Source organism: Geobacter sp. AOG2, assembly GCF_019972295.1.
Classification (GTDB): Bacteria; Desulfobacterota; Desulfuromonadia; order Geobacterales; family Pseudopelobacteraceae; genus Oryzomonas.
In genome coordinates this window covers 3,094,883-3,118,283 of the sequence record NZ_BLJA01000001.1, presented here as the reverse complement: position 1 = coordinate 3,118,283, position 23,401 = coordinate 3,094,883, and the positions used below count along the sequence as shown (strand labels likewise).

19 protein-coding genes are annotated in these 23,401 nt (G+C 59.7%); 5 read left to right on the top strand and 14 right to left on the bottom strand.

All coding sequences use genetic code 11. The features are described 5' to 3' along the window. Positions 1-60: 60 nt before the first annotated feature. From recD to LDN12_RS14185, 3 genes are read right to left on the bottom strand one after another with little or no spacing between them, the layout of a single operon-like run. Complete coding sequence (gene recD / locus LDN12_RS14195; RefSeq protein ID WP_223923316.1) at positions 61-1,806, bottom strand: exodeoxyribonuclease V subunit alpha; 1,746 nt, start codon at positions 1,804-1,806, stop codon at positions 61-63. Continuing rightward, the gene (locus LDN12_RS14190; RefSeq protein ID WP_223923315.1) at positions 1,803-2,900 is read right to left on the bottom strand and encodes a GGDEF domain-containing protein; all 1,098 of its coding nucleotides are present in this window, start codon (positions 2,898-2,900) and stop codon (positions 1,803-1,805) included. The genes recD and LDN12_RS14190 overlap by 4 nt, the downstream gene beginning before the upstream one ends. A gap of 26 nt (positions 2,901-2,926) precedes the next feature. Next, a complete protein-coding gene (locus LDN12_RS14185) occupies positions 2,927-3,373 on the bottom strand; it encodes a YqaA family protein (protein ID WP_275951790.1) in 447 nt (148 codons plus the stop codon). Between the two features lie 123 nt (positions 3,374-3,496). On the opposite strand from LDN12_RS14185, the gene LDN12_RS14180 reads away from it, so the two are divergent. The 4 genes from LDN12_RS14180 to LDN12_RS14165 all read left to right on the top strand — a co-directional run bounded on the left by LDN12_RS14180 (position 3,497) and on the right by LDN12_RS14165 (position 7,033). After that, complete coding sequence (locus LDN12_RS14180) at positions 3,497-4,498, top strand: YafY family protein (RefSeq protein ID WP_223923313.1); 1,002 nt, start codon at positions 3,497-3,499, stop codon at positions 4,496-4,498. A gap of 94 nt (positions 4,499-4,592) precedes the next feature. Continuing rightward, a complete protein-coding gene (locus LDN12_RS14175; RefSeq protein WP_223923312.1) occupies positions 4,593-5,738 on the top strand; it encodes a class I SAM-dependent methyltransferase in 1,146 nt (381 codons plus the stop codon). After that, positions 5,739-6,377, top strand: coding sequence for an HAD family hydrolase (locus tag LDN12_RS14170; protein ID WP_223923311.1), 639 nt, complete (start codon positions 5,739-5,741; stop codon positions 6,375-6,377). A gap of 200 nt (positions 6,378-6,577) precedes the next feature. Then, on the top strand, positions 6,578-7,033 hold the full coding sequence (locus LDN12_RS14165; protein ID WP_223923310.1) for a ferritin family protein: 456 nt from the start codon (positions 6,578-6,580) through the stop codon (positions 7,031-7,033). A 71-nt stretch (positions 7,034-7,104) separates the two neighbouring features. Here the strand turns inward: LDN12_RS14165 and LDN12_RS14160 are convergent, their stop codons facing one another. From LDN12_RS14160 to LDN12_RS14145, 4 genes are all read right to left on the bottom strand, one after another. Continuing rightward, a complete protein-coding gene (locus tag LDN12_RS14160; RefSeq protein WP_223923309.1) occupies positions 7,105-8,697 on the bottom strand; it encodes a methyl-accepting chemotaxis protein in 1,593 nt (530 codons plus the stop codon). 229 nt (positions 8,698-8,926) lie between these two features. Then, complete coding sequence (locus tag LDN12_RS14155) at positions 8,927-9,883, bottom strand: RluA family pseudouridine synthase (protein WP_223923308.1); 957 nt, start codon at positions 9,881-9,883, stop codon at positions 8,927-8,929. A 90-nt stretch (positions 9,884-9,973) separates the two neighbouring features. Next, the gene (locus tag LDN12_RS14150; RefSeq protein WP_223923307.1) at positions 9,974-10,237 is read right to left on the bottom strand and encodes a hypothetical protein; all 264 of its coding nucleotides are present in this window, start codon (positions 10,235-10,237) and stop codon (positions 9,974-9,976) included. A 103-nt stretch (positions 10,238-10,340) separates the two neighbouring features. Continuing rightward, positions 10,341-11,780, bottom strand: coding sequence for a DegQ family serine endoprotease (locus LDN12_RS14145; protein WP_223923306.1), 1,440 nt, complete (start codon positions 11,778-11,780; stop codon positions 10,341-10,343). Between the two features lie 208 nt (positions 11,781-11,988). Between LDN12_RS14145 and LDN12_RS14140 the strand changes: the two genes are divergently transcribed. Next, positions 11,989-12,591 (top strand): helix-turn-helix domain-containing protein, encoded by a 603-nt coding sequence (locus tag LDN12_RS14140; protein WP_223923305.1) that lies wholly within the window; start codon positions 11,989-11,991, stop codon positions 12,589-12,591. 105 nt (positions 12,592-12,696) lie between these two features. On the opposite strand, the gene LDN12_RS14135 is transcribed toward LDN12_RS14140, so the two are convergent. From LDN12_RS14135 to elbB, 7 genes are all read right to left on the bottom strand, one after another. Continuing rightward, complete coding sequence (locus tag LDN12_RS14135) at positions 12,697-14,445, bottom strand: phospholipid carrier-dependent glycosyltransferase (RefSeq protein ID WP_223923304.1); 1,749 nt, start codon at positions 14,443-14,445, stop codon at positions 12,697-12,699. 178 nt (positions 14,446-14,623) lie between these two features. After that, the gene (gene adeC / locus LDN12_RS14130; RefSeq protein WP_223923303.1) at positions 14,624-16,054 is read right to left on the bottom strand and encodes an AdeC/AdeK/OprM family multidrug efflux complex outer membrane factor; all 1,431 of its coding nucleotides are present in this window, start codon (positions 16,052-16,054) and stop codon (positions 14,624-14,626) included. 1 nt (position 16,055) lies between these two features. Beyond that, a complete protein-coding gene (locus LDN12_RS14125) occupies positions 16,056-19,226 on the bottom strand; it encodes an efflux RND transporter permease subunit (protein ID WP_223923302.1) in 3,171 nt (1,056 codons plus the stop codon). Positions 19,227-19,238: 12 nt separating this feature from the next. Then, complete coding sequence (locus LDN12_RS14120) at positions 19,239-20,435, bottom strand: efflux RND transporter periplasmic adaptor subunit (RefSeq protein WP_223923301.1); 1,197 nt, start codon at positions 20,433-20,435, stop codon at positions 19,239-19,241. 136 nt (positions 20,436-20,571) lie between these two features. Then, positions 20,572-21,141: a TetR/AcrR family transcriptional regulator gene (locus LDN12_RS14115; protein WP_223923300.1), complete on the bottom strand. Its 570-nt coding sequence runs from the start codon at positions 21,139-21,141 to the stop codon at positions 20,572-20,574. A 112-nt stretch (positions 21,142-21,253) separates the two neighbouring features. Continuing rightward, positions 21,254-22,522: a M48 family metallopeptidase gene (locus LDN12_RS14110; RefSeq protein ID WP_223923299.1), complete on the bottom strand. Its 1,269-nt coding sequence runs from the start codon at positions 22,520-22,522 to the stop codon at positions 21,254-21,256. Positions 22,523-22,646: 124 nt separating this feature from the next. Continuing rightward, complete coding sequence (gene elbB / locus LDN12_RS14105; RefSeq protein WP_223923298.1) at positions 22,647-23,300, bottom strand: isoprenoid biosynthesis glyoxalase ElbB; 654 nt, start codon at positions 23,298-23,300, stop codon at positions 22,647-22,649. Positions 23,301-23,401 lie beyond the last annotated feature (101 nt).

The window sequence follows — 23,401 nt, the reverse complement described above, 5'->3', positions numbered from 1 at the left end:
TTACAAGCTGACTGCACACCGGAGCAAAAAAGGCGCGCCGCCCAGCAGACACGTAAGCCGTTATCGGGACGCGCCCCCGCCCCAGAGCCGTTCCCGAAGCCCCGAACCACGCGCGGTTCGCCGCTCCACCGCGCGGCGGAAGACCTCTTCGGTTCCCCATATCTCCACATGTGCCCGAGCCCTCGTAAGCGCAGTGTAGAGCAACTCGCGGCTGAACGCTTCCGACAGGCGTTCCGGCAGAATCAGGAGAACCTTGTCGAACTCCGAGCCCTGGCTCTTGTGGACGGTCAGGGCGAAAGCGTTTTCGTGGGGCGGCAGGCGCAGAGGGGAAAGCCGGCGAAGCCCGGTGTCCGGATCGTCGAACCAGGCGGCCAGGCGGCCGGCAGCCGGGTCGGCCATCAGTACGCCGGTGTCGCCGTTGAACAGCCCCAGTTCATAGTTATTGCCCGTCACCATGACCGGCATCGGGCAGCCGCCCTGGCGGTCATCCCGATCATGCAGCCCCAGGGCCTCCTTGCAGAGCCGATTCAACTCCTCTGCGCCCCCGGCCCCAGTGCGGTGCGGGGTGAGAACCCGGAAACGCTCAAGTTCGTCCAAGGCCTCCGACGGGGTACCGGCACGGCTGTAGGCGCCGTAGCCGGCCTGCACGCGCTGCATGAAGGCGCCGGCAAAGGCACGGCCGGGGGGCAATGGCCGCCAGGCCACATCGTCGTGCCTGCCGGAGGCGAGCAGGTCCAGGGCCGCCTCGCTGTCGCCGGCATTCACGAGGCGGCTCAGGTTGCCGATGCCGCTGTCGTTGCTGAAACGGTAGCTCCTGGTCAGGTGGACCACTGCGGGGCGGTTCGGCTCCCCACCGCAGGGAGCGGCCGGTCCCGCACAGATGTCGGCCAGTACGGCGCCGGCCTCTACCGAGGCAAGCTGGTCGCGGTCGCCCAGGAGGATCACGCGGGCATTGTCGGGCAGGGCCTCCAATAGTCGCGCCATGAGCGGCAGATCGACCATGGAAGCCTCGTCCACCACCAGCAGGTCGCAGGCCAGCCGGTTTTCCCGGTTGTGGCGGCAGGAGGCCTTTCCCGGCACAACGCCCAGCAGGCGATGAATGGTGGTAACCTCCGTCGGCAGAGCCTGCCGAAGGCTCTCATGGATCGGCAGGCGTTCCGTGGCCTGCATGATGGAGCGCCTCAAGCGCATGGCGGCCTTGCCGGTGGGGGTCGCCAAAGCGACCCGCGGCGGCTCGTCGGCCAACTCGACGATCAGGGCGAGAATACGGGCTACAGTGGCGGTCTTGCCGGTGCCGGGGCCGCCGGACACGACGGTGAACCCCCGGGTCAGGGCCGACCGGGCCGCCTCCCGCTGGTAATCGGGCTCGGCACCGTTAGAGGAGGGGAAATAGCGTTCCAGGGCAGCCTCTAGGAGCCCATCGTCCACGGTCCGCACTGCGCTGCGCAGCAGGATGCCCTCCGTCACCTGGCGCTCGTAATCCCAGCAGCGATGGAGGTAGAGACGACCGTCGCCATCCAGTACCAACGGTGCATAGTCGCCCGGCCGGCCGACCGTTCCGCATGGTTCGAGCGCCTGCAGCCACCGGTGTTGGTCGGGTATTCGTGTTTGACGCTCCGAGGCGTTCGGTAATGAGATGTCGGCTCCGCGCAGAGCGGTCAGGTCGAGGCAGATATGGCCCCGGCCGGTGGCATTGCTCACCAGGGCGGCAGCCAACCAGAGTTCCTCGCAGGGGTGGGGGTCTATGCGGAGGATAAAGTCGGCAAAGTGTTCGTCCAGATAGCTCAGTTGAAGGCTCTCGGTCATCGGAGCGCTTGTCCTTCGTCGTGTTTTCCGAAGGAATTTTCATACATGGCGTTGTTGAAAACGGTGAGACGGTTCTTGCCGGTACGCTTGCTGATGTACATGGCCTCATCGGCGTTGGCCATGACCGTGCGTACGTCGGCGCCATCCTCGGGATAACCGGCCAGACCGGCCGAAAGGGTGGTGGAGAGCGTCACCCCATCGAAAGCGAACGGCGTCGTCGCCATGTTGGAGACGATGCGTTCGACGACCGCGATCACGTCCTGCTTGGAGGTTTCACTGAACATGATAACGTACTCGTCACCGCCGTAGCGGGCGCAGATGTCGGAGCTGCGGACTGTTGAGGTAATCATGGCCGCCACTTGGCGGATCAGTTCGGTCCCCGCCAGATGGCCGTGCTGGTCGTTGATCTTTTTGAGGTTATCGGCGTCGATCATGCAGATGGCATAAGGCCGTATGTAGCGTTTGGCGACTCTTTCCTGGGCGTTGGCCAGGAGGAAAAAATTGCGCATATTGTTGATGCCGGTCACTTCGTCGGTTAACGAAAGCCGCTCCACCTCGCGACGGGCGCTCTCCGTCTCGCCGGCCAGCATGGCCCCCAGGTGGGCAATCAGCATGAACGGAAACAATTCCAGGGTATGGGTCAAAAAATCGTTGATCCCCTTAAATTCTTCCGAAGCCAGCAAGATGTAGGAACTGACGGCCAGAATGGCCATGAAATAGGTGACCCGCTTGCCCTGGGTCAGGGAGGTGGCCATCAGGATCAGGTAGATGAGCGACATGAACGGACTGGTGATGCGTCCGGTATACCAGCATACCGCCACAATGAAGGCCAGAAAGACCATGAGGTCCACAAAGGTCTTGAAGGGGCTGTACTTGCGGGAGAGAATACCGTAGCGGGCGTTGATGTTGTAGAAGAACAGCAAAACGCAAAAGGCGGCCAGAAAGATCAGGCTGGCGTGCTCGGTGGGCATGAGCTTGATGTCGAGCGTCACCAGGGCGATCAACAACCATGATATGTTGCCCATGATGCGGTCATACCCGGCATAGCGCTGCTGAAAACTGGGGTAGTGCTCTGCCTCTTGCGTTTCGTCCATAAACGACCCTCCGGCCTTAATTCCCGTCAGCTTGATATCTTTAAGGTTATCCAGGCGGTCACTGCATAGCGCAACAGTTTGCCCGACGCCACAAGGGCCGAAAAAAGCCCGAAATTGATACCCATCATTCCTCCCACCATACAGAGGGGGTCGCCGACGACCGGCAACCAGGAAAAGAGAAGGGAAAAGGCTCCGTACCGGCGGTAGTGGCTACGGGCACGTTCCTCCTGCTCCGGCGAGACACGCAGAACCTTCTCGATCAGCCAGCGGCCGCCGTACATACCGATAAGCCAGGTTGTGACCGCCCCCAGATAATTGCCGGTGGTGGCCGTCGCCACGGCCGCCACCGGATCGTAACCGTTGGCAAGCATCAGCACCAGCAACCACTCCGAGCCAAGCGGCAACAAGGTCGAGGCCAGAAAGCTGAGGACGAAGAGAGCCCCATACCCCGGTTGGTTGAGCCAATCATGCACCACGACAGTATACGTCAGAAATGTATTGTCAAAATGGCTCAATCGTCTACAATATTCCCCGTTTTATTCCTCGCACCCGTGGTCACATTGTAACGATAATTCAAAATTCGGCAAGGGGGAAGCATGCAGAAAGGAAAACCGGCCAAAAAGTATTCCCAGGCGGGGCGGTTGCACAGCATTATCCGGTTGTTCGAAGCCCGGAGAGGCATGACGCTGGACGACCTGGCCGAGGAGTGCGGCGTCGACCGGCGGACCATCCACCGCGACTTGAACGCCGTGGAGGAGGCCGGCTACACACTCACCTCCGAGTGGCAGGAGGGGAAAAAGGTCTACAGCTTCCTGACCAAGTCCCGCAACATCCCGCCCATCACCTTTACCCTTCCCCAGTTAATGTCGCTCTATCTGCTGCGCTCCTTGGGCGTATACCTGGCAGGCACCCCCTTCCAGGCCGAAATCGAGGAATTGTTCCGCGCCGTCACCTCGGTCCTGCCGGACCGCTACGCGGCCCACCTGGAACGGATCGCGCGGGTATCCCTGCCGATCCTGCACGGCGCCCGGGACTACTCCGCCGCGGCCGGCTATATCGAGGGACTGCAACGCGCTCTGCTGCACCAGTACCGCGTCCGCCTGAGCTATGCCAAAAAAGGCAGGGACGAGCGCGAGGAATACGAAATCGATCCCTATACCCTGATCTTCCACAAGGGGGGCATCTACCTGCTGGGCTATGCCCACAACCGCAAGGCCATGCGCCTGTTCGCCCTGGAGCGGGTCCGCGGGATCGAGGTGACCCGGCAGCGGTTCGAAATCCCCGAGGGATATCAGCCGGAAGCCCATTTCAGAAGTGCCTTCGGCCTGGTCAGCGACACGCCCATGAAGGTACGGGTCCGCTTCTCGCCGGATGTCGCCCATGCCGTGAAGGAGCGCATCTGGATGCCGGGGCAGAAGATCAGGACCGACAAGGATGGCCGGGTGACGGTCGAATTCGAGGCTGCAGGCGAGATGGAACTGGTCTCCTGGATACTTTCATACGGCATGCACGCAGAGGTGCTCGGCCCGCCCGAGTTGCGGCGTGAGGTGAAACGCCAGGTGCGCGAGATGCGCCAGTATTACCGCAGCAAGGAGTAGAAGACGGAACAGACCGGCCAACGGCCTGTTTGACTTTGCCGGTTGCGTGAATTATAACCAGATACCTATTTATCCAGAGACACGGGCGGAGCCGATGACAGACGACACCCAGCTTCACGACATCCTGATCAAACGTATTGCCGCGGCGGGCAGGATCACCTTTGCCGCCTTCATGGAGGCCTGCCTGTACGAACCGGGGCTGGGCTATTATACCTCGCCGGGCCGCAAGGTCGGCGCGGAGGGGGATTTCTACACCAGCATCTCGGTGCATGCCGCCTTCGGCCGGGTTATTGCGCGGGAGATCGCCCAGATGTGGCGCTGCCTGGGTTCACCCACCTCGTTCACCCTGGTGGAGTGCGGCGCCGGCAACGGCCGCCTGGCGTGCGACATCATGGACTATCTGGCTGGACGGGAACCGGGGATGTACACCGGCCTGGACCTGGTGCTGGTGGAGCGGGAACCCTCACTGCAAGCCGCCCAGGCGGAGCTTCTGGCCAGCCACAGGGAACGCCTCCGCTGGCTCCCGCCCGAGGCGATGGGAACGGACGACTTCAGCTTCAGCGGTTGCCTTTATTCCAACGAACTGATCGATGCCCTGCCGGTGCATCGGGTCATGATGACAACCGAGGGGCTGCGGGAGATCTATGTCACGCTCGGGGACGGCGGGTTCGCCGAAGAGGCGGGCGAGCTGTCCACGCCGGCCATCGCCGCTCACCTGGAGCGGATCGGCGCAACGCTCCTCCCCGGCCAGCAGGCCGAGGTCAATCTGGCCGCGCCGGAGTGGCTGGCTGCGGCCGCCCGGTCGCTGCAACGCGGCTTCGTCCTGACCGTCGACTACGGCTACCCGGCTGAGGAGCTCTATGCCCCGCATCGCAAGCAGGGAACGCTTCTGTGTTATTACCGCCACCAGGTTGAGGATGATCCTTACATCCGCCTGGGCAAACAGGACATCACCTCCCATGTGGACTTCACCAGCCTGATGCGCTGTGGAGAGGGGCTGGGGATGCCGCCGGTCTGGTTCGGGGAACAGTACCGCTTTCTCCTTTCGGCCGGCATTGTGGAGGAGATCGAGGAATTCGAGCGCTCGGCGGCGTCCGAAGAGCAGAAACTCAAGCTGCGGCTGGCCTTGAAGAAACTGATCATGCCCGAAGGCGGCATGGGTGATACCTTCCGGGTCCTGATCCAGTCAAAAGAGATCGAGAGCCCCCGCCTGCTCTGTCAACGCCGCATAGGAGGCTGAATGCCGGAACCAGCTCTTTCCGCCATCCGCGGCATCGTCTTCGACCTGGACGGCACCCTGTACGTGTCGGACCCGTTTGCGGCAACGATCCAGGAGGTCGCCACCGGTTATATCGCCTCCCTCAAAGGAGTGAGCGGCGACGAGGCGTGCTCGCTGATGGCCGCCACCCGGTCGCGGCTCTGCGAGACGCATGGCATCACCCCCACCCTCTCGACGGTCTGCACGGAGTTGGGTGGAAACATCCGGGAACTGCATGCCGTCTTTGAGTCCCGGTTACGTCCCGAGTCGTACCTGGTACGGGATGAGCGGGTTATCATCCTGCTGGAGCGGCTGTCGCAACGCTTCGAGCTCTCCCTCTTCACCAACAACAACCGCGCCCTGACGACCCGCATTATCGGCTACCTGGGTCTGGACGTTTTTTTCAGACACATCTTCGCCATCGACGACCAGTGGCTTGCCAAACCGGACGAGAGCATGCTGGAGCAGGTGCTGACCCGGCTCGGCCTGACTCCGGCCGAGGCGCTTTTCGTCGGGGACCGGTACGACGTGGATCTGCGGCTGCCCGAACAGCGGGGGTGCCCGGTCTATCTCAGCCAGAGCGTCGAACAACTCCTGCGGCTGGAGGAGTTGCTGAACTGATACAAGGGGTTTGCAAGGACGAAGGCCTGATGGCTGTTTTTCAACAACCCGCTAAAACCCCAGGTTGTTCAAAAATAGTCAGATCGTCGCACCCGCAGAAGGCCCTGAGGAGGCGTAGCAGCGCTACGCCGCACGAAAGGGCTTTCGAGGATGGCGGCGAGATGGCTGTTTTTCAACAACCTGTAAAAGGAGAGTGACCCATGACCCAAAGCAAGGAGATGCTCGACGCCATCATGCGCGCCATCGAGCTTGAAAAAGAGACCTTCGACCTGTACGTCAAGGCAGAACACAAAACCTTCAACCCGGCTGGAAAGAGGATTTTCAAGTGGCTGGCCAAGACCGAAGAGGGCCACTACATGAAACTGACCGAACTGTACAACTCGCTGCACGAAAGCGGCCGCTGGGTGTTTTACGGCGGCTCAAGCTTCGAGCTGGAACCGGCAGGCAGCGATGAGCAGCAGGTCGGCTTCGACACCGACGATATCGCGGCCTTGAAGATCGCCCGGAAGATCGAGGAACGCGGCATGGTCTATTATGATGAACTGATCGCCAAGACCTCCGACCCGGACGGCAAGGCAATGCTGGAAACCCTCAGAAACGAGGAGGTCGAGCACCTGCGGGTGATCGCTGAAAAGCTGGAGGAGTTGAACGGATAAGCGTAAAGGACTTGACAAAAAGGCCCGCTTTTGGCGGGCCTTTTTTGATAACCTCATTTTGCTACGCACGTTTATGCGAGACGAAACCTCCGCACCTCTTCCTGTAGGTTAGCGGCCAAACGGGCGAGGTCGGAGGCGGCCCGAGCCGAGTCCTGGGCTCCGTGGGCGGTGTCGTCCACCACCTGACTCATCTGCTGGATATTGCTGGTGATCTCATGGGTTGTGGCAGTCTGCTGTTCGGCCGCCGTGGCGATCTGGTTGACTTCCATGGCAACCTCGTTGATCTTGCCGAGGATATTCTCTAGGGCCTGACCGGAACTCGCCGCCCCCTCACTTCCCCGCTCGACCTCACGCACACCCTCTTCCATTGTGGCTACGGCACCGCGGGTCTCCGTCTGAATGGCCTTGATCATCTCGCCAATCTCACGGGTAGCCTTGGTGGTGCGTTCGGCAAGTGCCCGCACCTCGTCGGCCACAACTGCAAAACCGCGTCCCTGCTCGCCGGCGCGAGCGGCCTCGATGGCGGCATTCAGCGCCAGCAGGTTGGTCTGATCGGCGATATCCTCGATGGTGCTGACAATTTCGCCAATCTGGTCGGAACGCCGCCCCAGGGCCTCCACGGTACGAGCCGATTCCGATACCCTTTCGCTGATGCGGGTCATGCCGATAATGGTTGATTCGACTACTTCGGCGCCATCCCGCGCAGAATCGCTCGCCTGGCGGGCGCCACCCGCCACACGCCCGCAGTTCCGGGCAATCTCTTCGCTGGTGGCAGTCATCTCTTCGCTGGCGGTCGCCACGGTGTTTGCCTGTGCCGCGACCTCTTCGGCGCCCGTGGCGATCCGCACGGAGCTTGCAGAAAGTTGGGACGAGGCGGCGGAGACCTGCAAGGCGCTCTCATTCATGGACCGGATGATCCTTCGCAGGCTGTCGAGCATGGCATTCAACCGTATCCCCATCATGGCGAATTCGTCACGACCGCCCACAGCCACCTGCACCGTAAGATCGTTATCGGCAACCCGGTCTATGACATCCGAAAAGTCGGCAATGCTCCTGCGGATCCCCCGGCCCAGCAACGCGCTGAATACCAGGAGGACAACGGCCGCACCGAATGCACATGACATCTGTATATAGAGCCGGTGCTGCGCTCGCGTCCGGACATCCATGCGCGTCTTCTCCATGGCCTTTTTATTGGTTTCCGCCAAAACCACCAACGCCTTTCGCACCTGCATGTCGAAGCCATGCCCCAGTTGCGTGTCAACCTCGGTGGCGTTTGCGTTTGCCTCACGGAGGCTGACCAACCTGTCCATACTGCCGCGATAACTGGCGAGGATCTGGAGCGCCTGTTCCGCAGCCTTGCGATCGCCTTCATCCGCAAGCGTCATGAATTCCTTGAGATTGTCCTCAATAGCTGCGGTTTCCTTCCGGAATTCCTCCACATGTTTCACGTTCCCGCGAATCAGATAGTTCTTGTAAGCCCGCATGGCCATCCCCATGCGGTCCAGCGATTCCATGGAGAGTTGGGCCTGGCGATAATCGCTGCGAAACATCTCGTCATAGCTCCCCACGATGTATCCGGCCGTTGACCAGGAAAGTGCCGCGACAAAAATCAATACCGCCAGGCTGATCACCATCAAAGAAAAGAGCTTTTTTGCTACCGACATGAAATCCTCCTGATATTTATGCCTGTTTCTACCCCGTACCAAGCTAATCCAATCAGGGCATCCTCATAATAAAAAAAAGCCGAATGGCTGAATGAGATGCCTGAATGGCATCTTTTCAGCCGTGAATGGTTGTCGACATTCTGTATGGCGGGGAATCCTCCGGATGGGAGGTCTGATAATGCTGATGAGCAGCAAAACGCGTGCGCCCGGAGGGCCACACGCCTCTTCATCAGATGACGCTCTTTCGCAGGTACTCTATGACGGCCGCCATGTCCTCCGGCGGCTCGGTGGTGAACTCCATGAATTCGCCCGTGGCGGGGTGGATGAAGCCCAGGGTGCGGGCATGCAGTGCCTGGCGTCCCAGGGTCGTAATCAGCTTTCGGAGTTGCGGATCGGTGAGGTTGTTGAACCGGCCGCCGTCGGGGTAGAGCGGGTCTCCCAGGAGCGGAAAGCCGGCCTCGGAGAGGTGTACCCTGATCTGGTGAGTGCGTCCGGTCTCCAGGCGCAGTTCCACCAGGGACATGCGACCGTAACGCTCCTTCACCCGCCAGCGGGTTACTGCGTGCTTGCCGCTTTTGGCCTTGCCCGACAGGCGCACCCGCTCGGTGGGATGACGGCCGATGATCCCCTCTATCTTGCCCGTATCCTCCTTGGGGCTCCCGTAGACCAGGGCCTGGTAGATGCGCTTGACGGAATGTACGCTGAACTGGCTGGAAAGCGATTGGTGAGCGCGGTCGTTCTTGGCCGCCACCAGCACGCCCGAGGTATCTTTGTCCAGGCGATGGACGATGCCGGGACGCAGTTCGCCGCCAATGCCCGACAAGTCGCTACAGTGGGCCAGGAGAGCATTCACCAGGGTCCCGGTGCTGTTGCCCGCCCCCGGATGCACCACCATGCCGGCCTGTTTATTGATGACGATCAGGTCGCCGTCCTCATACAGCACCTCCAGCGGAATCGCTTCGGGCTGCGGCTCGGCGGCCTGGGGCGGCGGTATCTCCACCTGGATGCATTCGCCCCCCTTGAGCTTCAGAGACGGGCGGGCCGTCTTGCCGTCGACCAGCACATTGCCCGCTTCGATCAGGCGCTGGACCGTGGCGCGGGTTTCCCCCGCCATCTCACGGCAGATGAACAGATCGAGCCGCATGGGCTCGGTGTCCGGCGAAAAACTGAGAATCGTCTGGTTCATGGGCGTTCAAACTCCGTATGTATCAAAAAAGCAGAGGCGCATCCCCGTTCAGGGGCGCGCCTCTGGAAAAACCGCTGCCGGGCGGAAAATCTACCAGATATTCGACTCGATCTTGCCGGCACGCTTGATGAGCACATCCACCACCGCGATGTCATAGATAGTTTCAGGTTTGAGTTCGGGAGCCACCCGGGAAAAGAAATGCTGGCGGCCCTCTTCCAACTCCTCATGGAGAACATCGAAGATATTGTCGTTCTTGATGCCGCTCTCCACCTTTTCGGTGTTGTACATGGCCACATCGGAGATAATGGCCCGCGCCAGCCGCTTTGCCTGATCGGGATTATCAATCATGTTCATGAGCGCTCTTTCCCCGTCTGTCGAAATTTATATGCACATACTTGCATAAATTTGAACAAAACTCCAGAAACAAGGCGTGCACATCCAGACGATATCAGCAATCCTATCGGGGCCGCAAGGCAAAGTAGATGTTTGCGTCGCCGCGCCGCACCAGGATGGTCAGAGCGCTGCCCGGACGCACCTGCCGGATGGCGCGCTGGTAATCGGCGCTGCCGGCAACCCTCATGCGGTTGACGGAAACGATCACGTCGCCGCGCCGGATGCCTGCCTCGGCGGCCGCGCCGCCTCGGGACACGTCAGCGACAACCGCGCCGTCCCCCTCTTCGGAGTCCTCCACCACCAAACCGATCTGGTCGGCTCGTCCCTGAGACTCGCCGCCTGCTCCCTTACGCTGTTTGGATGCCATATCGGAACTGGTGAGCGTCATGCTCAACTCCAATGCCTTGCCATCCCGGAAGACGGTGACCTTGACCGGCTTGCCGATCCCGGTCTCGGCCACCAGACGCTGAAGCTGCGACGGGTCCTTCACGTCGGTGCCGTTAAAGGCGATGATAACGTCCCCCTGGCGGACGCCGGCCTTTTCGGCCGGGCTCCCCTTCATGATATCATTGATCAGGGCGCCCCTTGCCTCTTTCAGCCCGAAGGACTTGGCCAGTTCTTCAGTAACCGGTTGGATGGTTACGCCCATCCAGCCGCGGCTGACACTCCCCTTCTGGATGAGTTGGGTAAAGACCGGCTTGGCCATATTCGCGGGGATGGCAAAACCGATGCCCTGTCCGGCGGCCACAATGGCGGTGTTGATGCCGATGACCTCGCCGTAGATGTTCAAGAGCGGACCGCCCGAGTTGCCCGGATTGATGGAGGCGTCGGTCTGGATGAAGTTCTCATAGGTTTCGATACCCATGTTGGAACGGCCTGTGGCCGAGATGACACCCACCGTCACGGTCCGGTCCAGGCCGAAGGGGTTGCCGATGGCAATAGCCCACTGGCCGACTTCCAGCTTATCCGAATCGCCCAGAACCGCGGTCGGCAGGTCGGAAGCATTGATCTTGATCACGGCGATGTCGGACTTCTGGTCGCCGCCTACGACCTTCGCGTCATAGACCTTGTCGTTGGAGAGCTTAACCTGAACCGTCTCGGCGTCGCGCACCACATGATCATTGGTCACGATATAGCCGTCCTTGCTGATGATGAACCCCGACCCCAGGCTCTTGTCGCGGCGGTATTGCGGTTGGCCGCCACCGAAAAAATCATCGAAAAAGGGCGACGTTTCAAAGAATGGCTGCACCATCTTCTTCTTGCTGACGGTGGAGATGTTGACGACACAGGGGGTGACCTTCTTGGCCACCGTGCTGAAGGCCTTCTGGGTGGAGAGGAGATCGGATGGGACGTCCTTGACCGGCGCTTCCGCCTCTCCTCCCTTGCGTTTCGATTCAAAAAACAGGGGGGATTCGTTCTTGCTGCTGCATGCCGCCAGCCCGCCAAGAAACAGAGCGCAGATAACCGTACACAGCAGCGCACGTGAATAAGTTCTTATTTTCATATGGTTCTCGTTAGCCACTCGCCTTGGTTGGATTCACCTGCGAAACTATTGTCCAAATATATCCCGGATGTCAACGGAATTCAAGAAAAGCAGGCCTTGGACCGCCTTTGTTTTATCTGCTATAATAATGTTATTGTAAACCGTATGCACATTGTGTAAAAATAATTTCATGTACCCAAACATCCGAATTTATGTACGGGAGGGACCAATGACCGACATCAAGGCGCAAATCAAGGAATTCCGCATCGGCCAGAAGATCAGGGGGCTCCGCCAGCAGAAACGGCTGACCCTCCAGGAGTTGTCCGACCTGACGACCCTGTCCAAGCCTCTCCTGTCGCAGATCGAGAATGAGCAGGTCGTCCCCCCCTTGGCAACGTTGCTTAAAATCGCCAAGGGACTCAAGGTCGGCATCCACTTCTTTTTCGAGGATGAGAGCAATCGCCAGAAGTACGTGGTGACCAAGCGGGAGACGGTCCGGGAGTTCGAAGCGGTCCAGCGGCCGGTGATCAATGACGTTTCGCGCCCGTATGTCTACCATTCGCTTGCCCAGGGGATGCGGCACAAACACATGGAGCCGTTTCTGGTGGAGTTCGACAAGTGCCCCTGGGATGAAAGACTCTTCTTCAAGCATGAGGGTGACGAGGAGTTCCTCTACATCGTGGAGGGCGAACTGGATCTCCACTATAATAACGAGATCATCCGCCTGTGCGCCGGTGACAGCATCTACTATGACTCCAGCCAGCCCCATGGATGGGTTTCCACGGGAGAAAACGTGGCAAAGGCCGTGGCGGTACTGTACACAAAGGATTGATGCAGGCCGTTACCTCCGGGTGCGGAGAGGGCCGGCTCTTCACCGGGCGGACAGACTGTTTTATTCGCCGGACCGCCGCCTTTGCTCCGAGGTCCGTTGTGCTCCCTACGGTAGCGGGAGATTCGTTGTGCTCCCGTTGCAGATCAGTATCTTTTTGCCTTTGGAGCCCAAGACCGAGGCCTCGGGGACAAGTCGGGGGGCAATCCGCTCGTAGTCGGCTCTTTTAAGCAGCACGACAACCGGCCGTGTTCCCTGCCACAGTCGCATGAAATCGGCTTCGTCAACAAACCAGGACGCCTGATTGCCCTGCTTGCTCCCGAACTCCAGCTCACCCATGTCTCCCACCACCACGACCCGCTTCCCGGTGTAGAACGGCAGCGATTGTTCATAACCGAACGAGACGAGGCAACCGCCGCGCGATGTGGTCTGTTGCGCCAGAAGCGCAAGTTCTTTTGAAGATTTCTTGAACTCGATCCCCTCCATGAATACCTGAAGCCCTATGGTTTCCAGAAAGTATGAGCTGAGACAGAGGCCGGCAAACAGGATCAGCACTTCCTTTCTCCGTCCGGCCAGCCAAATCGCCGCACCCATGGAAAACGATAGACAGGCCATGACGACGCCACCTGCCGGTGACAGGATCGGCTGCTTCGTCAAAAGCGAGCTGCCGGGCCGGACCAGGCCCGTCCCCGTGAGAAATGGGGCAAGCTCCCGCACATGGGGATAGAGGACCGCAAGGGCTGCCGTCACGAGCATGAGCGTACCCAGCACCGCGCTTTCCGGGGCGAAATTCCTCTGCTGTTCCCGGTCCATCAGATCGGAGAACAGCTTGCCCGTCAGGAGGGCCAACGGGGGGAACACGGGGAGGATATACGGGATCAGCTTGGAATCGGATGCGGAAAAAAAGATGAAGATGAATGCAGCCCAGGCAAGCAGGAACACCAGGCGGTCCCCGTTCTGTTGCCGCCGCTCGCCCCATGCCCGGACAACGGCACGCACGGCGTAGAACGACCAGGGGAGCATGGTCAGGAGCAGAATGGGGGCAAAGAACCAGAACGGTTGATACCGGCCGTGGACCTTGGTGAGGAAGCGCTCCAGGTGTTCATGGATGAAAAAGAAACGGGCGAACTCGGGATTGCGCTGCGATACCAGCACGAACCAGGGGACCGCCACGACCAGGAAAAGCCCGACGCCGCCGACCAGGTGCATCTCTTTCAGCAGATGCCAGCGGCGGGTCGTTGCAAGATAGATGACAATGATGCCAGCAGGAAAGACAATCCCGATCAACCCCTTGGTGAGCACCGCCAGGGCCGAAAACAGAAAAAACGAATAATAGTAGCGCCCTTTGTGCCGTTCGTCGGCTCCGGCAGCGATAATGAAGCAGCACAGGGCCGCCGACAGACAAAAAGTCAATGTCATGTCGGTCAGGTTGATGCGGGACTGGGCGAGGAATCCGGTGGAGGTGCCCAGGATGAAGGCCGAGAATAGCCCCTCGCGCCTGCCGAACAGTTTGCGGCCGGTATGGTAGACAAGAAGTACGGTCAGAAGCCCCGCCAGCGTGCCGGCAAACCGGGCGGCAAATTCATTCAGCCCGAAGAGCTTGAAGGAGAGGGCATTCAGCCAGTAGTGCAGGGGTGGTTTTTCGAAGTAGTGGACATAGTTCAGCGTTGGAGTGACGAAATCCCCTTTTTCCAGCATCTCGCGGGGGATTTCCGAATAACGCCCTTCGTCCGGCTCAATCAGTCCGGCATGCCCCAGGAAGAGGAAGAAGGCCCCGCCGAACAGGAACAACAGTATCGAGATATCCCGCAGTGCCGGATAGTGGCGGGGGGAGAAATAGGCCTTAAGGTCGTTCATGACTGACATCCCTATTACCACAAACAGTGTCCGGCACGTGCGAACTGCTTCTCTGCAATTACCGGCCGGACACTGTCGATTTTACACCAAAACAATTTAAAAACAACGGACTGACCCACGTCTCGCCGCATTTCGGCCGTATTTCAGACCTGATGCGGGCGGAAGGCCATCGGAAAATCTATATTCCGCCGCCGCCAAGCACCTTGTAGAGCGTTACCATATTCGTGAGCCGCGAGAGGCTGACGCTGATCAGATTTTGCTGGGCCGAGTACTGGGCACGCTGGGAATCAAGGACGCTCAGATAGCTGTCGATCCCGTTTTTATAACGGGCCTCGGACAGGTTGTAACTCACGGAGGTAGCCTCGACCAACGACTGCTGGGCTGCCAACTGGTCGCCCAGGGTCCCGCGCTCCGCAAGGGCGTCGGCCACCTCTCTGAATGCGGTCTGGATCGCCTTTTCATACTGGGCCACGTAAATCGCCTTATCTACCTTTGCCACCTCCAGATTGGCGCGATTTGCTCCCGCGTCAAAGATCGGCAGGGATATCTGGGGAGCAAAGGCCCAAGCCGCCGAACCGGCTGTAAAGAGATTGGCAAGCTGGTCGCTGGTGGTGCCGGCGGAGGCGGTCAGGGAAATGCGCGGAAAAAAGGCGGCGCGGGCGGCGCCAATATTGGCGTTGGCCCCCTTGAGCTGACTCTCGGCCTGGAGGATGTCGGGACGCCGTTGCAACACCTCTGACGGTACCCCTGGGCCGATATCCTTCAGCATGGCAGCCGTGCCGAGCTTGGACGGGAGCAACCCCGCCGGAACCGGCGAACCAACCAGCAACGTCAAACCGTTCTCATCCTGAGCAACCAGGGCGGTGTACTTTGCCATATCCGCCCGCGCCGTATCGACGCTGGTCTGGGCTTGGCGCAGGTCGAGTTCCGAGGAAGCACCCAGTTCAAAGCGGCGCTTGATCAGATCGTAGGAGGCCTGCTGGCTGGCAAGCGTGTCCTTCACGAGTTGCAGATGTTCACGGTCTGCGGCGAGGGTCAGATAACTGCCGGCGACTTCGGCCACCAAACTGATCTGGGTGCTGGTCCGCGCCTGCTCCGTGGCCAGGAATTGCTCCAACGCCTGATCCTTGAGGCTTCGCACGCGGCCGAAGAAGTCCAGCTCATAGGAGCTGAAGCCGAGGTTGACACTATATGAGCGGGCAATATAGGCGTTTCCGGAACTCGAAACACTTGCCGGGTAGCGCTGGACCGTGGCGCTGCCGGAGGCGTTGACCGTCGGGAACAGTTCGGCCCGCTGAATCTGGTACATGGCCTGATATTTCTCGATGGTAAGCGCGGCAACCCGAAGATCGCGGTTATTGGCAAGCGCCAGGTCGATGACCTTCCTAAGGTTATCGTCCTGGAAGAAATCCCGCCAGGGAATCTCGGCGGCCGCTTGGCCGCCCGGCTTGGCTTCGCCGTTTTTGTAGGCCGGGCCGCTCGGCCAGGCGGCCGGGGCGGGAGATTCGGGGCGTGCATAGGTAGGAGCCATGGTCGTACAGCCGGTGAGGTAAAGCAACGCACCCAGAGGGAGGCAGAGAGCTGCCGTACTACGCTTTACAGGTTTCATGTCAATGCACCTCCGGGGGGGTGGTCACAACGTCAGGTTCTACAGGCGCAAGTTGGCGCTGCTTCTTCGCGAACAGACGGGAGACCAGGACAAAGAAAAACGGAATAAAGATCAAGTCAATGAAGGTGGACGACAAGAGCCCGCCGGTAACGGCGGTACCTATGGCGTTCTGGGCTCCGGCCCCGGCGCCGCGGGTTAAGGCCAGCGGCAATGTGCCGAAGAAGAACGCCAGTGACGTCATGATGACCGGCCTAAGCCGGATCTTTACCGCCGCCAGGGTGGCATCGACCAGTTCATGCCCCTGGTGCATCTGATCCTTGATGAACTGGATGATCAGAATGGCATTCTTGGTGGAAAGTCCTACGGTGGTAAGCAAACCGATCTGGAGGTAGACGTCGTTGGGCAGCGCCCGCAACGTAACCGCCGTAACCGCCCCCACAAGACCGAGCGGCAGCATCAGCAGGTTGACGAAGGGGATGGTCCAGCTCTCGTACAACGCCGCCACGGCGAGAAACACTACCAGAAGCGAGATGGCGTAGAGCGCCGGTGCCTGGGCGCCGGCATTTTTTTCCTCGTAGGAGAGACCGGTCCATTCGTAGCCGATCCCGGTCGGCAGTTGAGCCGCCATCTTCTCCATCTCGGACATGGCTTCGCCGGTGCTTATCCCCGGGGCGGCCTGTCCCTGGATTTCCACGGACGGAATGCCGTTATACCGTTCCAGCCTGGGTGAACCGTACTGCCAGCGAGCGGTGGCAAAGGCGGAAAAGGGCACCATATCACCGTTCTTATTGCTGACATACCATCTGTTGATATCCTCCGGCACCATGCGATACCGGGCATCCGACTGGAGGTAGACCTTCTTGACGCGGCCGTTTTCGATGAAGTCGTTAACGTAGGTACTCCCCCAGGCGGTGGCCAGCACGTTGTTGATGTCCGCCAGCGACACCCCTTGGGCGCCGGCCCGCACATCATCGATATCCAGCTTGAACTGGGGAGAATCATCCTGGCCGTTGGGGCGCACCGCAACCAGTTTCGGATTCTTCCCGCCCATGCCCAGCAACTGGTTGCGGGCCTCCATCAGCTTTTCATGCCCCAGGCCGCCACGATCCTGCAACTGGAAGTCGAAGCCGTTCGCCACACCCAGTTCCAGAACCGCCGGTGGGGCAAAGGCGAATGCCATGCCATCGCGGAATTGAGAGAACGCCTTCATGGCGCGGCCGGCAATGGCCGGCGCCTTCAGGTCCGTGCTCTTGCGCACCTTCCAGTCCTTGAGCTTCACAAAGGCCAGCCCCATGTTCTGGCCGCGGCCGGCAAAACTGAACCCGGTGATGGAGATGACACCTTCCACGGTCTTGGCCTCATCCTGGAGGAAATGCCGCTCCACCTGCCGCATCATCTGCTCGGTCCGCGCCTGGGTAGCCCCGGCGGGCAGTTGAACCTGGCAGATGAGGAATCCCTGATCCTCATCGGGAAGGAACGACGTGGGAAGCCGCATAAAAAAGAACACCATGCCGGCGACGATGGTTCCGTATACCAGCAGGTAGCGCACCGGCTTGCCGAAGGAACGGCCGACGATCCCTTCATACTTGCTCCGGCAGAATTCAAACGTCCGATTGAAGTGGCGGAAGAACCAGGCAAACCAACCGGTCTCACCGGCATGATGCCCCTTTGCCACCGGCTTAAGCAGGGTGGCGCAGAGAGCCGGGGTCAGGATCATGGCCACCATGACCGAGAGGATCATGGCGGAGATGATGGTGATGGAGAATTGGCGGTAGATGACACCGGTGGAACCGCCGAAGAAGGCCATGGGGAGAAAGACCGCCGTCAGAACGGTGGCGATGCCCCACAGGGCGCTGGTGATCTGCCCCATGGACTTGATGGTCGCCTCCTTGGGAGGCAACCCTTCCTCGGTCATGATCCGTTCCACGTTCTCCACGACAACAATCGCGTCGTCAACCAACAGGCCTATGACAATGACCAAGGCAAACATGGTCAGGGTGTTGATGGAGAAGCCGCAGGCCGCCAGTACCCCCATGGTGCCCAACAACACCACCGGCACGGCAATGGTGGGAATCAGGGTGGCCCGGATGTTCTGCAAGAAAAGGAACATGATGATAAAGACCAGGCAAACCGCCTCAAACAGGGTACGGACCACCTCTTCGATGGAGATCTTGACAAACGGGGTGGTGTCGTAGGGATAGACCACCTTCATGCCGGCAGGGAAATATTTGGACAGCTCTGCCATCTTGGCCTTGACCCGGTTGCCGGTATCCAGGGCGTTGGCGCCTGCCGCCAGCCGTATTGCCATGCCTCCCATCGGTTTTCCGTTGTAGTAGGACGTGATGTCATAGCTTTCTGTGCCGATCTTGGTTTCGGCCACATCCTTGAGCTTGACCGTGGAGCCGTCGCTATTGGTGCGCAGGACGATGGCGTCGAACTGCTCCGGAGTCCGGAGCAGCGTGCGCGCGGTGATGGTGGCGTTCAACTGCTGCCCCTGCACGGCCGGGGTTCCGCCGAACTGTCCGGCAGAGACCTGGACGTTCTGGGCCTGAAGTGCTGCTGACACCTCGTTGGAGGTCAGATGATAGTTATTCAGCTTGGTCGGATTCAACCAGATCCGCATGGCGTTCTGGGTGCCGAAGAGCTGCAATTCCCCCACGCCTTCCAAGCGGCTGATGATATCCTGAAGATTGGACACCATGTAGTCGGTCAGGGCGTTGCGGTCCATGGAGCCGTCTTCCGATGCCAGCCCGATGATCAGCAGGAAGTTCCGGGTGGATTTTACGACCGCTATGCCTTGCTTCTGAACGATCTGTGGCAGGAGCGGCGTAGCCAGTTGCAGTTTGTTCTGCACCTGGACCTGGGCGATGTTCGGGTCGGTACCGGCCTTGAAGGTCAGGGTGATGGACACGGCCCCTGCCGAGTCGCTGGTGGACGCCATATAGATCAGGTTATCGATACCGTTCAGCTTCTGTTCAATGACCTGGGTGACCGTATCCTGTACCGTCTGGGCCGAGGCCCCCGGATAGGTGGCGTTGATGGCGATCTGCGGCGGCGCGATCGCCGGATATTGGGAAACCGGCAGACTCTTGATCGACAGGAGGCCCGCCAGCATGACCAGAATGGCGATCACCCAGGCAAAGATCGGGCGATTGATGAAAAAACGAGGCATGGATGGGCTCCTTTATTTTTTGGCGGCAGCGGGTTGGGGCGTTCCGGCGGGAGCCGCGGCAGGCTTGCTGTCGAATGGAACAGCCTTGACCGGCGTTCCCGGGCGGGCCTTCTGTGTCCCTTCCAGAATGACGCGGTCTCCTGCCTTGAGTCCGCCGCTGACCAGCCAGTTGTCGCCGATAGTCCGGGCAACCGTGATGATCCGTGGCTCCACCTTTTCCTCCGCCCCGACCACCATTACCGTGGCGTCGCCTTTCTGATTACGGCTCACGCCGCGCTGCGGGACCAGGATGGCGCTCTCATTGACCCCCTCTTCCAGAATCGCACGGACGAACATGCCCGGCAGCAGGGTTTGTTTCGGGTTCGGGAACACCGCCCGCAGGGTAACGGAACCGGTGCTCTGATCCACGGTGACCTCTGAAAATTTCAAGGTGCCCGGCAACGGATAGGCGCTGCCGTCCTCCAATACCAGTTTGACCCGGGCCTGGGTCGTCGCGCTGTTTTTCAGCAGGCCGCTGGCCAGACTCTGTTTAAGGCGCAACAGATCGGCGCTGGACTGAGTGACATCCACATACATGGAACCAAGTTGCTGAATCGTGGCCAGCGCCGTGGCCTGGTTGCCGGTCACCAGTGCACCGTCGGTTACGGTCGAACGGCCGATGCGCCCGGAGATGGGAGCGGTTACCTTGGTATAAGCCAGATTGATGCGGGCGGTTTCCACTGCGGCCTTATTGGAGGCCACATCAGCCTCGCCTTGCTTGAGCGCGGCATAGGCGTCGTCATAGTCCTGCTGGCTGACCGCCTTGATCTTCACCAACTCCTTGTAACGTTCGGCCTTCAGCCGGACGCTTGCGAGACTGGCTTCCGCCTTGGCAAGGGCCGCCTTGGCGCTGGCGTAGGCCGCCTGATAGCTCGCCGGGTCAATCTGGTAGAGCACTTGGCCGGCCTTGACATCGCTTCCTTCGGTGAAGACCCGCTTCTGGATGATCCCACTGACTTGGGGACGTACCTCGGCGATCAGGTGGGCTGAGGTGCGTCCCGGCAATTCCGTCGTCAGGGAGACGCGTTGAGGTTGGATGACCACCACACCCACTTCGGGGGGACCGGCTTTCGGTGCTGCTGCCTGCTTTTTCCCGCAGCCCGTAAGCAGCAGCCCGCCAACAAACGCTCCCATAGCGCTTACCAGTAGAATTCTGAACTTGCTTTGCATAACCACCTCTATGTTGTCTGATGAATTTCCGGCCCGACCGCGGACCGGCCCTTATCGAGCTATCTATTTAAAATTACGAATGAACAGTCATTCTTAACTCAACTCAAAAAAAACTTACTCCTACGGCGAATCCAGCTTACCGCTTTATGGAATCCCAACTGGCGACAACAACCTCTTCCAGAAGATGATCGTCCAGCGTGATGAACCCCAGAATATGATCGCGGGCCACCGCGAGCAAAGGACCAAACGCCAGGGAGTCGATGACGAAAAACGGAAGATTCCGTAATACCTGCTGGCTGACCCCCTGTTCGAACAGCTCGTTATACACGGTATGCTTGCCCGGTTCGCCCATAATCCTGTCCCTGCGAAAGGCCACGCCATAAGGAGAGTAGTAAAATTGCTCCACATAGCGGAAATCGAGGGGATTGGCGATGAAGTAGGTGAGAAGCCGCGTCCCGAGATGAATGAACCGCTCCCGGATGGGACCTGTCCCTGGGTACCCATTGAGAATGAAGGCCGACACCCGCTTTTCGATATCCTGATACAGCTCGTTGATGAGAACGTCTTTACTCTTGAAATAGAGATAGATCGTACCTGCCCCGACCCCTGCCCGCTCGGCGATCATGGCTACGGAGGCCCCATGGAAACCGCACTCGGCGATGAGTTTACGTGCTGCATTAAAAATATCGTCACGCTTGCAAGACATTCATTGTCTCCTATTCTGAATGATCACTCATTCAGAATAGGGTTCCGAACCCGCCCTGTCAAGATTTTTTTTACGGATCGTCAACGACCGATAAATCCTTGCACCTGTTGCATCAAGAGGGCAGTTCCCGGCTCCCGGTTTCGGAGACCAGTTCACGCAGTGACCGCACCCTCTCCACAGCCGGCGGATGGGAATAGTAGAAACCGGCATACCAGGGATGAGGAAAAAGATTGGAGAGGTTCTCGACCGACAGTTTGACCAGGGCCGAGGCAAGGTCCTGCGGGCGGCCGGTCAGGTCGGAAGCGAAACGGTCGGCTTCCCGTTCGTGACAACGTGAACGCCATGCCGAAAGCGGGGTCAGGGGGAACATAACCAATGAACCGATAAAGCCAAGGATGACCATGCGCGCCGGGAGCGACAGATTCCCCGGCAGCCCGAGAAGGGCGGGCAGGCCGGGCCAGGCGAGCAGCCTGAAACTGAGCCATGCCCCGCCAAATGCAAGCAGCTCGGCTGTCAGCAACCTTTTCCAGATATGACCCTTCTTCCAGTGGCCTATTTCGTGGGCCAGCACCGCCACGATCTCGCCGTGGCTCATCTGCCTGATGAGCGTGTCGAACAGCACGATGCGCTTGACCTTGCCGATACCGGTGAAATAGGCGTTGGAATGCCTGCTGCGCCGGGAGGCGTCCATCTGCATCACCCGCCCTACCCTCAGGCCGGCCTTCTCCATCATGACACGGATCTCCGCCTCCAGCCCCTCCTCGGTTACCGGCTCGAACTTGTTGAAAAGCGGCTCGATCACATAGGGGGAGATAAACATCATGAACAGGCTGAACAGGGCCATGAAGGCCCACACCCAGAGCCACCAACGCTGCGGGCTCCATTGGATGAGCCAGAAGGCCACACCGACCAGGAAGGCCAATAGCAGCGTACCAATGGTTTGGGACTTGAGAAAATCCATGAGCCACAACCTGGGCGTGGTCGTATTGAAACCGTAGCGCGTCTCAATGCGAAAGGTCCCGTACAGATCGAAGGGGATGCCCAGAAGGGTCTGCGCCCAGGTCAGAATGAGAAAATAGAGGATGGCCGAGGCGATGAATCCACTGCCGAGCCCCATGACAAAATGGTCATAGAGCCCTATCAGGCCGCAGAACAGGAACAGGATCAAAAGCCCGTTGTCGAAGAGCGACTCCCACAGCCCGAGCCGGCTGCTGTCGAAGGTGTAGGCGGTGCTCGTGCGAAGCTTCTCTTCGTCGATGCTCCCCTCGAACCCCGCAGGCACGGCCGAGCCGTAGCGCTTCAGGTGGCGCAGGTTGATATGGCGTAACCAGTAGGTAAAGGCGGTGACCAGGGCGAACAGGATGAGCAGGATCAGTTTCATCAGGACATTTCCCTTTTTGGGTTTTCAGGCCGAAAAGAAGGCACGAAGATTACCCCGTGCCTTCTTTTCGGTGCGGCAAATCGTACACCCGGCTGTTTCAGAGGAAGAAAAACATATCACATCATCAAATCAATGCAATCACTTCCTTCACGCATTTGTCGATCCCCTGGTACGCTTCGGAGATACGGTGCGCCAGCATGTAGGCCGGGGTGGAAACGATTTTGTTCGTGCGGTCCACGACGAATTCGGTGACCGGGCACTCCTGATGCCTGGCGCCGGTCTTTTCTATCTCCGCCGCCGTGCTCGGATCGTTGCCGATGGTCAGGGTCGGCCCTTTATCTTTGCCCAGTACCGTCGCCACGACAGCCGGGGCAATGCAGATGGCGCCGATAGGCTTGCCGGCCGCCGACATCTCCCTGAGCAGGCGGGCCACCTCGGGATGCACCGCGGCGCCGGCCCCCTTGGCGGCAAAATCGCACAGATTCTTGACAGCACCGAATCCGCCGGGAAAGACAACGGCATCCAGGTCGGCCGCCTTTACCTCCGCGATGTCGCGGATGTTGCCCCGGGCAATACGGGCGGCTTCAACCAGTGCATTACGCTTGTTTCCCGTTTCCTGCATGGTCAGGTGATTGGTTTCGGGAAAATCGGCATTGGGCGCCATGCAGACCGCCTCGGCCCCGTTCCGGTCAATGGCCAAAAGCGCAAAGACCGCCTCATGAATCTCGCTGCCATCCCGCACACCGCAGCCCGAAAGCACCACGCCGATCTTTTTCATAGTCCTTCCTCCTTCTTTGATTATGGTTTCGATGGTTTGAGCGGCTGATACCGATATATCCGGCATGCCGCCGCAAGCCCGGAGAAGACGAACACTCCTGT